The organism is Salirhabdus euzebyi (assembly GCF_014207435.1).
GTDB lineage: Bacteria > Bacillota > Bacilli > Bacillales > Alkalibacillaceae > Salirhabdus > Salirhabdus euzebyi.
Genome location: NZ_JACHGH010000003.1, coordinates 228,578 through 243,543, shown reverse-complemented (window position 1 = coordinate 243,543; position 14,966 = coordinate 228,578). Strand labels below are relative to the sequence as shown.

Below are 14,966 nucleotides of genomic sequence, written 5' to 3'. Positions count from 1 at the left end.
GTGTTGGAATGGAACTTGGAGAAAAGTTAAAAGAGGCACGAATAAACAAAGAACTTTCTTTAGAAGAAATCCAAGAAAAGACTAAAATACAAAAACGTTATTTAGAAGCAATCGAAGCAGGTAATTTAACTGTACTACCAGGCAGTTTTTATACGAGAGCTTTTATCCGCGAATTTGCATTAACTGTAGGACTGAATCCTGATCAATTGTTAGAAGAACACCAAAATGAACTACCAACATCAAAAGAAGAAAATTATGAAAATCTGTCTAGAGCACAAAAGCATACTAAACGTGCGCCAGACAAAAACTCGGCATTCTTTTCCGTATTTCCTAAAATTTTAACTGCTGTATTGATTATCGGTATTTTGGCTGTTGTTTGGTACTTTTATCAAGATAAAGTGGATCCTCAGGATAACAATGTTGATGAGGACCAAAATGAACTGATAGAGTATAACCGGAGTGAAGAAGCACAACCACCTGCTGAAGAAGAGGAAGAGGAAGTACCAGAGGTAGTAGAAACTCCTGAACCAGAACCAGTAGAAGAAGAGCCAAAAACTGTTTTAGAATTAGTAGACCAAAATGCCAGCGGAACACCTTCATCGGTTTTTGAAATGGAAAAAACCGATGAGTTTATCATCCAAGTAGAGACGGAGGCAAATAGCTGGTTAGATGTGAAAAACGGTAAAGGAAAAGTGTTTTATAGTGATAACTTTACTGCTGATCAATCCCCACAAACATTTGATTTATCTGGTGAACAAGAAGTGAGGCTAAATATTGGAAGAGCAGTTGATTTGACAGTTACAATCAATGGGGCAGTAGTAGAATATCCTCATGATCCAAATGTACCAAAAAATTATCATCAAATCGTTACTGTAAAGGTGAAAGAATAAAAAACAAATAGCTCCAACAGAGTCATCGGGTATTAGTCGATGACTCTTTGTTGCGTAGGGAGGCACTTTTTATGAATATTCCAAATCAAATTACAATTTCACGCATTTTACTCATTCCATTTTTTATTTTGCTATTAACGATTCCTTTTGATTGGGGCAACATTAGTATCGGTGAGCGTATTCTTCCTGTTTCACACTTAGTTGCTGCACTTTTATTTATTATTGCTTCCACAACCGACTGGGTGGATGGGTATTATGCTCGTAAATACAATTTAGTAACTAATTTAGGGAAATTTTTAGACCCTCTTGCTGACAAACTTCTCGTATCGGCTGCGCTAGTAATGCTCGTAGAATTAGCATTAGCTCCAGCGTGGATTGTGATCGTTATTATTAGTAGAGAATTTGCTGTTACAGGATTACGATTAGTTGCAGCTGGTGAAGGTACAGTTTTGGCTGCTGGTCAAATGGGCAAGTTAAAAACTTGGATTCAAATTGTCGCTATTTCAGCTTTATTGCTACATAATTTCCCATTTTCTTTTATAGGTTTTCCATTTGCTACGATTGCTCTTTACGCAGCCTTAATCATTACGGTTGTTTCTGGTGTTGATTACTTTGTCAAAAACTGGCACGTAATGAGGGATTCAAAATAATGAAAAATGTGAACGCAGAAATTATTTCTGTTGGATCCGAGTTACTCCTTGGCCAAATTGCTGATACTAATGCACAATGGATTTCTCAGCAACTAGCTGAAATAGGCATTAATGTGTATTTTCATCATACGGTAGGAGACAATGAAGCACGACTTACAGAAGTCATGACACTAGCCCAAAAACGATCAGATTTAGTAATTGTAACAGGGGGCTTAGGTCCGACAGACGATGACTTAACAAGAGATGTTGCTGCTAAGGTTTTACAAAAAAACCTAGTAGTAGAAGAAAGCATTTTGGAAAAAATTGAGCAATATTTTGTAAAAAACAATATAGCTATGTCCGAAAACAACCGGAAACAAGCAGTTGTCTTTAAAGAAGGTATCATTTTACCTAATGAAGAAGGAATGGCTCAAGGTATGTATGTGGAACATGAAAAGAAAAGCTGGATTTTTCTACCAGGTGTTCCTCGAGAAATGAAATCGATTATGGTAAAACACGGATTCCCTTTTCTCCAAAAAAAGTATCAAATGAATAAACAAATCGTGTCCAAAGTTTTACGGTTTATTGGAATTGGAGAATCCATACTAGAGGATCGTCTTTCTGATATTATTCGAGAGCAAACAAATCCAACGATAGCGCCACTAGCAGGTGAAGGGGAAGTAATGTTAAGGTTGACCGCTTCCTGTCAAAATGAAGCAGAAGGCTTTGCTTTCATTCAAGTGGTGGAGGACAAAATTTTAGCTAGAGTAGGAAAGTATCACTATGGGACGAATGATGATACACTCGAAAGTACAGTATTACAACTATTAAAACAACTAAATTTGTCGATTGCTTCTGCTGAAAGTATAACTGGGGGTAGATTTATCGATAGAATCATTTCGTTACCAGGTGCATCTCAAGTTGTTCCGGGTTCTATTGTATGTTATCAGCGAGAAGTAAAAGAAAAAGTATTAAAAATTGATGAGCAGCTCATCGAAAAATATGGTACGATAAGTGAGCAATGTGCGACAAAAATGGCAGAAAATATTCAACAAATGATGAATTCTACTATTGGTATTAGCTTTACTGGAAATGCCGGTCCAGACATGAGTGAAAACAAACCAGTAGGAACGGTTTTTATTGGATTGAAAATAGGTACAAAAGAAGTTGTATGCAAAAAATACCAATTTACCGGTGTGCGAAACACGATTCGAAACCGTGCTGTAAAAAAGGGATTGGAATTAATCTATCATTATTTGAAAAATAATAATCTCCCTACTGTATAAGTAGGAAAATCATTATTTTAGTAAGAGAAATATTATTTTTCACATATCCTAGTTAACAAAAAAACAGAACATTTATTCGCTTTTTTGTTGGCAAAAAGAGAAAAAAGGGTTATGATGTAAATAGTGATAGTTTCATAAAAGGAGGAAGAACGTTGAGTGATCGTAAACAAGCGCTAGATATGGCATTAAGACAAATAGAGAAGCAATTTGGTAAAGGATCTATTATGAAGCTAGGTGAAGGTACAGAACAACGAGTTTCCACTGTTTCTAGTGGTTCTACAGCATTAGATGTTGCCCTTGGTGTTGGTGGTTATCCTCGTGGTAGAATAGTTGAAATATATGGACCTGAATCTTCTGGTAAAACGACAGTTGCGCTTCATGCGATTGCAGAAGCACAACGTAAGGGTGGACAAGCTGCATTTATCGATGCAGAACACGCACTTGATCCGGTATATGCTAGAAATTTAGGTGTAGACATTGAAGAATTATTATTATCTCAGCCGGACACTGGTGAACAAGCACTAGAAATTGCTGAAGCCTTAGTTCGAAGCGGTGCTGTTGACATTATTGTTATTGACTCGGTTGCTGCTCTTGTACCGAAAGCTGAAATTGAAGGAGAAATGGGAGATTCTCACGTAGGTCTTCAAGCTCGACTAATGTCTCAAGCTTTGCGTAAATTGTCTGGTGCAATCAACAAATCGAAAACAATCACAATATTCATTAACCAAATTCGTGAAAAAGTTGGTGTCATGTTCGGTAACCCAGAAACAACACCAGGTGGACGTGCATTGAAGTTCTATTCTTCTGTACGTTTAGAAGTAAGAAGAGCTGAGACTTTAAAGCAAGGAAACGATATTTTAGGGAACAGAACACGAATTAAGGTAGTAAAAAATAAAGTTGCTCCACCATTTAAACAAGCTGAAGTAGATATTATGTATGGATTAGGTATTTCAAAAGAAGGAGAACTTCTTGATATTGGTTCTGATCTTGATATCGTGCAAAAAAGTGGTTCTTGGTATTCATACAATGATGAGAAGCTTGGTCAAGGTAGAGAAAATGCAAAACAATTCTTAAAAGAAAATGAAGATATATTAGAACAAATTTACACAGAAATCCGCAAGCATTATAATATGGATGTAAAAGAGGAAAAGCAGTCAGGACAGGCGCAGGAAGCGCTAGACGTTTAAAAATTTACTACTGCCAATCTATTGAAATATTTACTTAAAAGCTATGAAAGCTCCCTTTACTAGAAGATGTAAAGGGGCTTTCTTTTTATTTGGTTGACATTTCCTTGACAATGAATATTGTCACGCTTAAAATTAATATGTATAATTTTATTTTTTATTTCAACAAAATTTTTGAAATGATGAATTGAAAATGCAGTTTTGTACATGCCGACTGAAATTATAGTACGAGCATTACAGCAAGAGGAGGTGAATGTATGGAAAGTGTAGTCACCCTAATCATCTCCATTTTGCTTGCCCTGATTGTCGGTATTGTTGTTGGTTATTTGGTTCGCAAGTCTATTGCGGAGGCTAAAATTTCGAGTGCTGAAGACTTGGCAAAACAAATTGTCGAAGAAGGTCGGAGAAATGCCGAAGCCGCTAAACGTGAGGCGCTTTTAGAAGCGAAAGATGAAAATCATCGTCTGCGTCAGGAAACTGATAATGAGCTACGTGAAAGACGAATGGAAGTACAAAAGCAAGAAAATCGTCTTTTACTAAGAGAAGAGAACTTGGACAGAAAAAGTGAAACCCTAGACAAACGGGAGCTCATGTTAGAAAGAAAAGAAGAATCACTTGCTGAAAAACAACAACAAATTCAAGAAACGGAAAGCAAAGTGGAAGAATTGGTGAATGAACAGCAAGCTGAACTTGAACGCATTTCCGGTTACACAACTGACCAAGCTAAACAAATTATTTTAGAACGTGTAGAAAAGGAAATTACACACGAAACGGCCATCATGATAAAAGAAGCTGAAAATCGTGCAAAGGAAGAATCAGACAAAAAAGCAAAAAATATTTTGTCACTTGCGATGCAACGCTGTGCAGCTGACCATGTTGCAGAAACAACAGTTTCAGTAGTTAACTTGCCGAATGATGAAATGAAGGGTCGAATTATCGGAAGAGAAGGTCGAAATATCCGCGCATTAGAGACGTTAACTGGAATAGATCTTATTATTGATGATACCCCTGAAGCAGTAATTTTGTCAGGATTTGACCCTATTAGAAGAGAAACGGCTAGACTTGCACTGGAAAAATTAGTACAGGACGGTCGAATTCATCCAGCGAGAATCGAAGAGATGGTTGATAAATCTCGTCGAGAAGTGGATGAATACATTCGTGAAGTTGGAGAACAAACTACATTTGAAGTAGGCGTACATGGACTACATCCTGATCTAGTGAAAATATTAGGTCGACTAAAATATCGTACAAGCTATGGTCAAAATGTGTTAAAGCATTCAACGGAAGTTGCGTATTTAGCAGGCTTGTTAGCAGCTGAGTTAGGTGAAGATGAACGTTTAGCTCGCCGTGCCGGTTTACTACATGATATCGGAAAAGCGATTGATCATGAGGTAGAAGGAAGCCACGTAGAAATTGGGAAAGAATTAGCCCAAAAGTATAAAGAACATCCAGTTGTTATAAATGCTATTGCTTCTCACCATGGTGATGAAGAAGCGACATCTGTGATTTCTGTATTGGTAGCTGCCGCTGATGCATTGTCAGCTGCACGTCCAGGCGCACGTAGTGAAACGTTAGAAAACTACATTAAACGTCTAGAGAAACTCGAAGAAATTTCTGATTCATATGAAGGTGTTGAGAAGTCTTACGCAATCCAAGCTGGTCGTGAAGTAAGAATATTAGTAAGACCAGATGAAATTGACGATAACGAATCTTTAACACTCGCTCGTGATATTCGAAAACGAATTGAAGATGAATTAGATTATCCGGGACATATTAAAGTTACGGTTATTCGAGAAACTAGAGCAGTTGAGTATGCAAAATAAGCGATCATTTTGATCGCTTATTTTTTTGCTTTTAAAAAATTTATGTTTATGACTCCTTTCGTAAAGATGTTGTTATTTTGTCTGCATTTGATAGAAAATGCGATGTAACTTTAGTTGATTTTGCTCCTTGAAGCTGCAGGGTGCTATTAAACCGCTTCGGCAGAATACTTCGCTTTCCGCGGGCACGGCCTCAGCCTCCTCGCGGGAAAGCACCGCTGCGGGGTCTTCAGACACGTGCTGTCCCGCAGGAGTCTTCGTATTCTGCCTACGCTGATTGTGATTTGCTGATTCAAGTGTAGTTATAATCCAGAAAGCCATCTTATGGGAATTACTTACTCATCACTTTTCCAATTACTAGCACTTTTGAATGTGAATAAGTTCCTAGCACATGCTTAGCGAAGGAAATACACGTAGACTCCTGCGGGAAAGTGAAGACGATGAGACCCCACAGCGAGCGGTCTTTGCGAGCGAGGAGGCTCAGCGCGAGCTCGCAGAAAGCGTAGTGTATTTCCGTAGCGGCAGAAATTAACACACATGAAGTTACGTCGCCGTTTAAGGGCATAGGAACAATCTGCTTATGCTAATTATACAAAACTGGATAAAAAAGAATTTGACTGTTTTGACAAGGGTGTTGTTCTATGTGAAACTGAAATTATACATAAACGCATAAGACTAAGAAGGGAAATAAACATATGAAAATATTATTTATTGGAGATGTTGTTGGTTCGTTAGGTAGAGATATGGTCAAGGAACATTTACCTAGCTTAAAAAATAAATACCGTCCAGATGTTGTTATAGTTAATGGAGAGAATGCAGCCCACGGTAAGGGAATTAATGAAAAGATTTACCGTAACTTTTTGGAATGGGGTGCCAATGTCGTTACTTTAGGCAACCATGCTTGGGACAAAAAAGAAGTTTTCGAGTTTATTGATGATGCTGCGTATCTTGTTAGGCCTGCTAATTTTCCAGAAGGAACTCCTGGTAAGGGCATTACTTATTATAAGGCCGGTAAAAAAGAACTTGCCGTTATCAATGCACAGGGAAGAACATTTATGCCGCCGCTTGATGACCCTTTTCGTGTTGTTGAGGTGTTAGTTACGGAAGCTAAAAAGAGAACACCTTTTATTTTTGTTGACTTTCACGCAGAAGCAACGAGTGAAAAACAAGCGATGGGTTGGTTTTTAGATGGGAAAGTAAGCAGTGTAGTTGGGACCCATACGCATGTGCAAACTGCTGACGAAAGAATTTTGCCAAATGGGACGGCTTATATTTCAGACGTTGGGATGACAGGACCTTATGATGGCATTTTAGGTGTGAAAAGAGAAGATGTCATTCGTCGATTCTTAACCAGTTTACCGGTTAGATTTGAAATTCCTGATGAAGGTAGAAAGCAATTAAGTGGTGTAGTTATAAATATAAATAAAGATTCAGGACTTGCTCAAAAAATAGAAAGAATCATGATTAACGATGATCACCCTATTTTTTATTAAGTAGATGTAATTGTTCCTGTTGATTTTGATAATCAACAGGAACAGATTAAACAGTGACAATAGTGAGTCATAAGGAAGTGTATTAATAGGCTAGTTCCTCTATTGAGCCCCAAGGTTGGAGTCCCTGAATGAAAGATAAGTCTATACCTCGCCAAAAGGTTTTGTCATTATTTCCGTTTTTTGTGTCTACCAGCCCTTGTGTTTTTACAAATTAAATATTTGTATTTTTCTGAAAAATCATTCATAATAAAGAGGAATATCTTCATTTTTCGTGAATATAGTAATTGTGGAAGAAATAATAGGAAAAATAAGGAGGAACTAGTAATGGAAATATTAAAAGTTTCAGCAAAATCAAATCCCAACTCTGTAGCAGGGGCCCTTGCTAATGTATTACGCGAACGGGGCACAGCTGAAATTCAAGCAATTGGTGCTGGTGCGTTAAACCAAGCAGTAAAAGCTGTAGCGATTGCACGAGGATTTGTGGCGCCTAGTGGTGTTGATCTTATCTGTATTCCGGCTTTCACAGACATTATGATCGATAATGAAGAACGTACGGCAATCAAGTTGATTGTTGAACCAAGATGATGAGTTAAACAGATTAACCTGTTTGCGACGGGCAAACAGGTTTTATTTTATACTTTAATTATTTACCTTTTTTAAAGTATAAGAAATCTTAATTCACTAGGTTTATTTCGTTTTGCTACTAGGGAAACTAGCTTTCTTTTACGTACTGTTGTTGAGGAAAAGAAGAGTACTAGGTAACGAAACGTATCACAAATATTAGCAATCATTTTACTAACTATTCATTTAGGGGGAATATACGATGATAATAGATGCGCATTGTGATGTTTTATACCAACTTTGGAAAAATCCTGATTGGCGTTTCCAAGATAGCCCTGAATTAAGGATTAACTATGAAAAATGGGCAGGAAACACAGTCAAAGTTCAATGCTTTGCTATTTTTGTGCCAGACACCGTCCCATCCGATTTACAGTTTCATACCGCTTTAGAAATGGTCAATATATTTTATGAGCAAATTATTGCACCATATGAAAACATTAAACTTGTTACGTCAAAGGAAGATATTCTAGCATTAAAGGATAATGAAAAAGGTGCAATGTTAACGCTAGAAGGTTTACATCCTATCGGACACGATATGATAAAGTTAAAAACCTTTCTTCATTTAGGGGTTAAGGCTGTCGGTTTAACATGGAACAATGGAAATGCTGTTGCTGATGGGGTTGGAGAAGAAAGAGGAGCAGGACTTTCAACATTTGGTAAGCAAGTAGTGGAAGTGTTGAATACATATAATGTGATGACAGACGTTTCTCATTTATCCTATCAAGGATTTTGGGATGTGATGGATTTAGCTAAATATCCGATTGCTAGTCACTCGAACAGTCGCAAAATTTGTTCTCATGTAAGAAACTTGGATGACAAGCAATTGAAAGCATTAATTAAGAAAAAAGCATTCATTGGTGTTACGTATGTTCCTGAATTTTTAACGGGGACAAAGGAAGCGACTAGTAAAGATGTGATACAGCATATAGAGAAAATATATAAACTAGGTGGAGAAGATTCTGTTGGTCTTGGGTCGGATTTTGACGGAACATCAGGATTCGTTGAAGGAATTGAAGACCATGCCCAATATGATTCTTTTTTACAGGAGCTAAAAGCCCGTTTTTCTAAGGAATTAGTAGAAAAAATAGCTTGGAAAAACTTTTTGCATAACTTAGAGGCTAAAACCTATTAAATTAGTAAGACGAAGGCTTGTCGAAAACCATGAAGGGTGGCAAGCCTAGTTTTTCTATAAAAAATTTATGTTAAGGAGGTGCTTCATACAATGATCAAACAACTTTCTTGGAAAGTAGGCGGTCAACAAGGAGAAGGTATTGAAAGTACAGGTGAAATTTTTGCTACAGCCTTAAATCATTTGGGCTATTATTTGTACGGATACCGACACTTTTCATCTCGTATTAAAGGAGGACATACGAACAATAAAATTCGTGTATCTACTAGCTTTGTAAGAGCAATACAAGATGATCTGGATATTCTTGTTGCATTTGATCAAGAAACGATTGATGTTAATGTGCACGAATTACATGACAAAGGAATTGTGTTAGCAGATGAAAAATTTAAACCAGTATTACCTGATGGTGTAAATGTAACTCTTTATGCGGTTCCATTTACAGACATTGCTAGAGAACTCGGTACTACCTTAATGAAAAACATGGTAGCTATTGGTGCTTCTAGTGCGATACTAGATTTAAAGGTAGAGGTGTATCGACCTGTCGTAGAAGAAATATTTGGCCGTAAAGGTGCTAAAGTAGTAGAGAATAATATGCAGGCTATTGAAAAAGGTGCTGCATTTATTAAGGAGCAAGTGGAGCACGATCGTACGATAATGAAATTACAACCAGCGGATGGTACCAGAAGATTGTTTATGATAGGGAACGATGCTCTATCATTAGGTCTATTAGCTGGAGGTTGCCGCTTCATGGCAGCTTACCCAATTACACCTGCTTCAGAAATTATGGAATTCATGATTAAACAACTTCCTGACTTTGGTGGAACGGTTATCCAAACAGAAGATGAAATGGCAGCTGCAACAATGGCTATCGGTGCGAATTATGCCGGAGTAAGAACGATAACAGCCTCAGCAGGTCCAGGATTATCCCTTATGATGGAATCGATAGGGTTAGCAGGAATGACAGAAACACCACTCGTTATTGTAGATACACAAAGAGGTGGCCCGAGTACTGGTTTGCCAACAAAACAGGAGCAATCAGACTTAATGGCAATGATTTATGGAACTCATGGAGAAATACCTAAGGTTGTTATGGCTCCGAGTACTGTAGAGGAAGCTTTTTATGATGGTGTAGAGGCTTTAAATATTGCAGAAGAATATCAATGTCCTGTTATTGTTTTAACTGATTTACAGCTATCGTTAGGAAAGCAAACAGTAGAACCACTTTCCTTTGAGCGAGTGGATATTAGGCGTGGCAAGCTTGATTTAGATGCTTCTCTACCAGAGCTAGATAGAGGAGAATACTTTAAAAGATATAAACTAGAGGAAGATGGCATTTCACCGCGTGTGCTACCTGGTACAAAAAACGGTATTTTTCATGTTACTGGAGTGGAGCATGATGAAACAGGAAAACCATCTGAGAACGCTACTAATCGTAAAAAACAAATGGATAAACGCCTTCGCAAGCTAAACACACTTCTAGAGCATTTTCCTACCCCAGTATACAAAAACATTAAAGATGAAAATCCGGATGTATTATTCATTGGCTTTATTTCTACCCGAGGTGCTATTGAAGAAGCAATGGAGCGGTTAGAAGAAGAGGGTTTAAAAGTGAATCATGCACATATTCGTTTAGTTCATCCTTTCCCTACTGATGAAATTTTACCTTTGGTCGAAAAAGCGAAACAAGTTATTGTTGTCGAACATAATGCAACAGGGCAATTAGCAAGCCTAATCAAAATGAATGTTGGCCATCATAAAAAAATAAAAAGCATTTTAAAATACGATGGGACGCCATTTTTACCTAATGAAATATTTAAAGAAACTATTCAGGGGGTATTAGTAAATGGCAACATTTAAAGATTTTCGAAACAATGTAAAACCAAATTGGTGTCCAGGCTGTGGAGATTTCTCTGTGCAAGCCGCGATTCAACGAGCTGCTGCAAATATTGGATTAGAACCAGATCAACTAGCCCTTGTTTCAGGTATAGGCTGTTCTGGACGTATTTCTGGATATGTAAATGCTTACGGATTCCATGGTATACACGGAAGATCGCTTCCTATTGCACAAGGAGTAAAAATGGCCAATAAAGATTTGACTGTCGTTGCTGCAGGTGGTGATGGGGACGGATTCGCAATTGGTATGGGACATACGATTCATGCTATTCGCCGTAACATTGATATCACGTACATTATTATGGATAATCAAGTATATGGCTTAACGAAAGGGCAAACGTCCCCGCGTAGTGAAGTAGGCTTTGTGACGAAAAGCACGCCGGAAGGTTCGATTGAATCGTCTATTAATATAATGGAAATGGCACTTTCTGCAGGTGCTACGTTCGTTGCTCAAAGCTTTTCCAGTGATTTAAAGGACTTAACGAGCATCATCGAACAAGGAATCCAGCATAAAGGATTTTCCTTTATTAACGTCTTTAGTCCATGTGTTACTTATAATAAGGTAAATACGTATGATTGGTTTAAAGAAAATCTAGTAAGTCTATCAACCATTGAAGATTATAATCCGCAAGACCGTTCACTCGCTATGAAAACGTTAATGGATCACGATAGTCTTGTTACTGGTATCATTTATCAAGACAAGAACAAAAAATCGTATCAAGAACTTGTAACGGGCTATAGTGAAAATCCTTTGAAGGATGCAGACTTAAGCATGGAAGAAGAGAAGTTCGAAAAGTTAATGGCACAGTATAAGTAGTGAGAAAATATTTCCGGGGAAACCGCAAAACATGATAAAATAACTGTTTGTTATTGTTTCTTCGACATTTTTTAGGGAGAATGGGTGACTTTTTATGAAGCCACCCATTCTTTTTATTCGTTATATATATTTTGTAAGGCATCCTTTACATTTTTATGTGTAAAGGTAAATCCTAGGTTCTCAACTTTATGTGGAATAACTCGTTGTCCCTCTGTTAAAAATTCGCTCATTTGGCCAAAAATCAGCCTAAGCATAATTGTAGGAACTGGTATCCAATGGGGACGCTTCAACGCCTTGCCGATTGCTTTTCCTAATTCATTCATCTGAGTAGGATTTGGTGCAGTAAGATTTACAGGACCTTCTATTTGTTCATTTTGGATAATAAAATGGAAAAGCTGAACGAGGTCATCCATATGAATCCAAGAGACCCATTGTTTACCTGATGCGACCTTTCCTCCACCAAACAAATGATAAGGAAGAGCCATTTTTGGCAGTGCTCCTCCATCTTTACTAAGCACAACCCCAATGCGCCCCACAACCGTTCGAATACCCAATTCTTTTGCAACAATAGCTTCTTTCTCCCATATAGTACAAACCTTAGCAGGAAAACTATTCTCGAGGGACTGCGATTGTTCGGTAAACGTCTCTGAAAAAGAATTGCCGTAAATCCCAACAGCTGATGCGTTAATAAAAACGTTTGGTTTCCTTGAAAAACTATTCATTAGTTGAATTATGCTTCTAGTAGATTTTTTCCGACTTTCTATGATTTCTTTCTTTTTCTTTTCTGTCCATCTTCCTTTGTTAAGCGGGTCGCCGGCTAAATTTATAACCACATCAATATCAGGTAAAGCTATCACACTGTTTTCATTCTCGTTTAGCCATGTGATATAGTGGATATGTGGGGAATCGCTCTTTTTAGTAGAGGACCTGGTTAATATGTAAATCGTATCCTGCTTAGGATCAAAAGATTGTACGATTTTTTGACCAATGAAACCTGTTCCGCCAGCAATTAAAATGTTCAACTTATCAACTCCCATTTGTTATTCTTAAGTAAATTTTACCTTTCTATGGAGGAGAGGACAATGAACAAAAGGAAAAATCTTCTACTTGTTTTTTTTGATAGCTGGTGTCCCCTTTGTCAAAAGGCTAAGAAAAATATAGAGAAGGCAGATAAACATAATGCCATTCAGTTTTTATCTTTTCGTGATGCAGATGTGTTTGAAGAGTATCAGTTAGATGGTAAAAATGTAGAGAATAGAATATATAGCATCGACCTTTCTACAAATACAGATTATTCTGGTATACATACTGTTTTACAAATTGTAAAAAAAATTCCGAAGTATCGTGTGTTAGTCCCATTTATCTCTTTATCTATTTTTCTAGGACTAGGGCAGCGAGTTTATGATTACATTGCTTCGAAACGAGAACTAGTCCCTGTTGGTAAATGCTCCGATCAAGGTTGTTCTATTCACTATCCGAACACCGATCAAAAGAAAGATAAAGAATAAGTTTGTAAATATGACAAATCTTTGAAAACGGTGAAATCTCATTTTCCTTTTAGGCTTTAGCCTGCTATAATAAGACAGTTAGAGAGCATGAATATTTCTTAAGAAAGGAGCTCAAAAAATGAACGAAAAACAGCGTAAAGAAATGACGCAACAAATACGTGAAGGAAATCCAGCGGACGTAAAATCCGACCAGGATAATCTGAATCGATTAAAAGAAAAAACATCCGATGATTTCGTGAAATATTTCCAAACAACTTATCAACCACCTGACATTAAAAAAGCTAGAAAACGCGGAAAAGAAGAAGTGAAATATCATCAAGACTTTTCCGTATCAGATGACCTTGTAGGTATCGGTAAGGGGAAAAAGTTCCTTATTCGTACGTATGGTTGTCAAATGAACGAACACGATACAGAAGTAATGTCTGGTATTTTAACGGAACTAGGGTATGAAGCAACAACGGATACTCATGAGGCCGACATTATTTTACTTAACACTTGTGCGATCCGTGAGAATGCTGAAAACAAAGTGTTTGGTGAGCTTGGTCATTTAAAGCCATTGAAAAGAGAAAAACCTGAATTAATTTTAGGTGTTTGTGGCTGTATGTCTCAGGAAGAATCAGTTGTAAACAAAATATTAGAAAAGCATCACCATGTGGATTTAATTTTTGGTACCCATAATATCCACCGTCTTCCACAGCTTGTTAAAGAGGCTATGTTCGGTAAAGAGATGGTATTGGAAGTGTGGTCTAAAGAGGGCGACATTATTGAAAATCTACCGAAAGCTCGTCGTGGAAAAACGAAAGCATGGGTGAACATTATGTACGGATGTGATAAATTCTGTACGTATTGTATTGTTCCAATGACTCGTGGTAAAGAGCGCTCCAGACGTCCTGAAGATATTATTCAAGAGGTAAGACATTTAGCAGCACAAGGCTATAAAGAAGTTACATTACTAGGACAAAACGTTAATGCTTACGGAAAAGACCTAGCAGATATAGAATTTGGTTTAGGTGACTTAATGGATGAAATTCGTAAAATTGATATTCCAAGAGTTCGTTTTACGACATCCCATCCGAGAGACTTTGATGATAGGTTAATTGAAGTGTTGGCTAAAGGTGGTAACCTCATGCCGTATATTCACTTACCTGTACAGTCTGGTAGCTCAGAAGTATTAAAACAAATGAATCGTAAGTATACCCGTGAAGACTACCTGGAGCTTGTTGGGAAGATTAAAAATGCGATTCCACATGCTGCTTTCACAACAGATATTATTGTTGGATTCCCGAATGAAACAGATGAGCAATTTGAGGAAACCATGACGCTTTATGAAGAAGTTGGTTTTGAAAGTGCTTATACGTTCATTTATTCTCCGCGTGAAGGTACACCAGCTGCGAAGAAAAAAGATGATGTGCCAATGGAAGTGAAAAAGGCTCGACTTCAACGGTTGAATGCACTAGTGAACGATTATTCCAATAAAGCTCTTCAGAAATATGAGGGGCAAGTAGTGGATGTTCTAGTAGAGGGTGAAAGTAAGAACAATCCAAATGTATTAGCTGGATATACACCTGAACAAAAATTAGTAAACTTTGAAGGTCCAAAATCAGCAATTGGTCAAATTGTAAAAGTAAGAGTGACCAATACGAAGACATGGACATTAGATGGCGAAATGATAGAAGAAGCTGCAGAGGTGAAATAA

The 14,966-nt window shown here is 37.5% G+C and carries 13 protein-coding genes; 12 read left to right on the top strand and 1 reads right to left on the bottom strand.

Annotated elements, in window-relative coordinates; translation table 11 throughout:
- Positions 1-8: 8 nt before the first annotated feature.
- The 10 genes from HNQ94_RS06345 to HNQ94_RS06300 all read left to right on the top strand — a co-directional run bounded on the left by HNQ94_RS06345 (position 9) and on the right by HNQ94_RS06300 (position 11,762).
- Positions 9-890, top strand: a complete 882-nt coding sequence (locus HNQ94_RS06345) for a helix-turn-helix domain-containing protein (RefSeq protein WP_174495396.1) — start codon at positions 9-11, stop codon at positions 888-890.
- Positions 891-961: 71 nt separating this feature from the next.
- Positions 962-1,540, top strand: a complete 579-nt coding sequence (gene pgsA / locus HNQ94_RS06340; RefSeq protein WP_174495395.1) for a CDP-diacylglycerol--glycerol-3-phosphate 3-phosphatidyltransferase — start codon at positions 962-964, stop codon at positions 1,538-1,540.
- An 8-nt stretch (positions 1,541-1,548) separates the two neighbouring features.
- Positions 1,549-2,805 carry a competence/damage-inducible protein A gene (locus HNQ94_RS06335; protein ID WP_376697735.1) on the top strand — a complete coding sequence of 419 codons (1,257 nt, stop codon included), beginning with the start codon at positions 1,549-1,551 and terminating at the stop codon, positions 2,803-2,805.
- Positions 2,806-2,957: 152 nt separating this feature from the next.
- The gene (gene recA / locus HNQ94_RS06330; RefSeq protein WP_174495393.1) at positions 2,958-3,992 is read left to right on the top strand and encodes a recombinase RecA; all 1,035 of its coding nucleotides are present in this window, start codon (positions 2,958-2,960) and stop codon (positions 3,990-3,992) included.
- A 254-nt stretch (positions 3,993-4,246) separates the two neighbouring features.
- The gene (gene rny, locus HNQ94_RS06325) at positions 4,247-5,812 is read left to right on the top strand and encodes a ribonuclease Y (protein ID WP_174495392.1); all 1,566 of its coding nucleotides are present in this window, start codon (positions 4,247-4,249) and stop codon (positions 5,810-5,812) included.
- A gap of 692 nt (positions 5,813-6,504) precedes the next feature.
- Entirely contained in the window at positions 6,505-7,302 is a 798-nt protein-coding gene (ymdB, locus tag HNQ94_RS06320; RefSeq protein ID WP_174495391.1) for a 2',3'-cyclic-nucleotide 2'-phosphodiesterase, read from the top strand.
- 324 nt (positions 7,303-7,626) lie between these two features.
- Positions 7,627-7,887, top strand: a complete 261-nt coding sequence (gene spoVS, locus HNQ94_RS06315; protein ID WP_010093295.1) for a stage V sporulation protein SpoVS — start codon at positions 7,627-7,629, stop codon at positions 7,885-7,887.
- A 238-nt stretch (positions 7,888-8,125) separates the two neighbouring features.
- The gene (locus tag HNQ94_RS06310; protein WP_174495390.1) at positions 8,126-9,055 is read left to right on the top strand and encodes a dipeptidase; all 930 of its coding nucleotides are present in this window, start codon (positions 8,126-8,128) and stop codon (positions 9,053-9,055) included.
- Positions 9,056-9,145: 90 nt separating this feature from the next.
- Positions 9,146-10,909: a 2-oxoacid:acceptor oxidoreductase subunit alpha gene (locus HNQ94_RS06305; RefSeq protein WP_174495389.1), complete on the top strand. Its 1,764-nt coding sequence runs from the start codon at positions 9,146-9,148 to the stop codon at positions 10,907-10,909.
- Positions 10,896-11,762, top strand: coding sequence for a 2-oxoacid:ferredoxin oxidoreductase subunit beta (locus HNQ94_RS06300; RefSeq protein WP_174495388.1), 867 nt, complete (start codon positions 10,896-10,898; stop codon positions 11,760-11,762). The genes HNQ94_RS06305 and HNQ94_RS06300 overlap by 14 nt, the downstream gene beginning before the upstream one ends.
- A gap of 113 nt (positions 11,763-11,875) precedes the next feature.
- On the opposite strand, the gene HNQ94_RS06295 is transcribed toward HNQ94_RS06300, so the two are convergent.
- Positions 11,876-12,784 carry a TIGR01777 family oxidoreductase gene (locus tag HNQ94_RS06295; RefSeq protein ID WP_174495387.1) on the bottom strand — a complete coding sequence of 303 codons (909 nt, stop codon included), beginning with the start codon at positions 12,782-12,784 and terminating at the stop codon, positions 11,876-11,878.
- Between the two features lie 60 nt (positions 12,785-12,844).
- On the opposite strand from HNQ94_RS06295, the gene HNQ94_RS06290 reads away from it, so the two are divergent.
- The gene (locus HNQ94_RS06290) at positions 12,845-13,270 is read left to right on the top strand and encodes a thiol-disulfide oxidoreductase DCC family protein (RefSeq protein ID WP_174495386.1); all 426 of its coding nucleotides are present in this window, start codon (positions 12,845-12,847) and stop codon (positions 13,268-13,270) included.
- A 118-nt stretch (positions 13,271-13,388) separates the two neighbouring features.
- Positions 13,389-14,966: a tRNA (N6-isopentenyl adenosine(37)-C2)-methylthiotransferase MiaB gene (gene miaB, locus HNQ94_RS06285; protein ID WP_174495385.1), complete on the top strand. Its 1,578-nt coding sequence runs from the start codon at positions 13,389-13,391 to the stop codon at positions 14,964-14,966.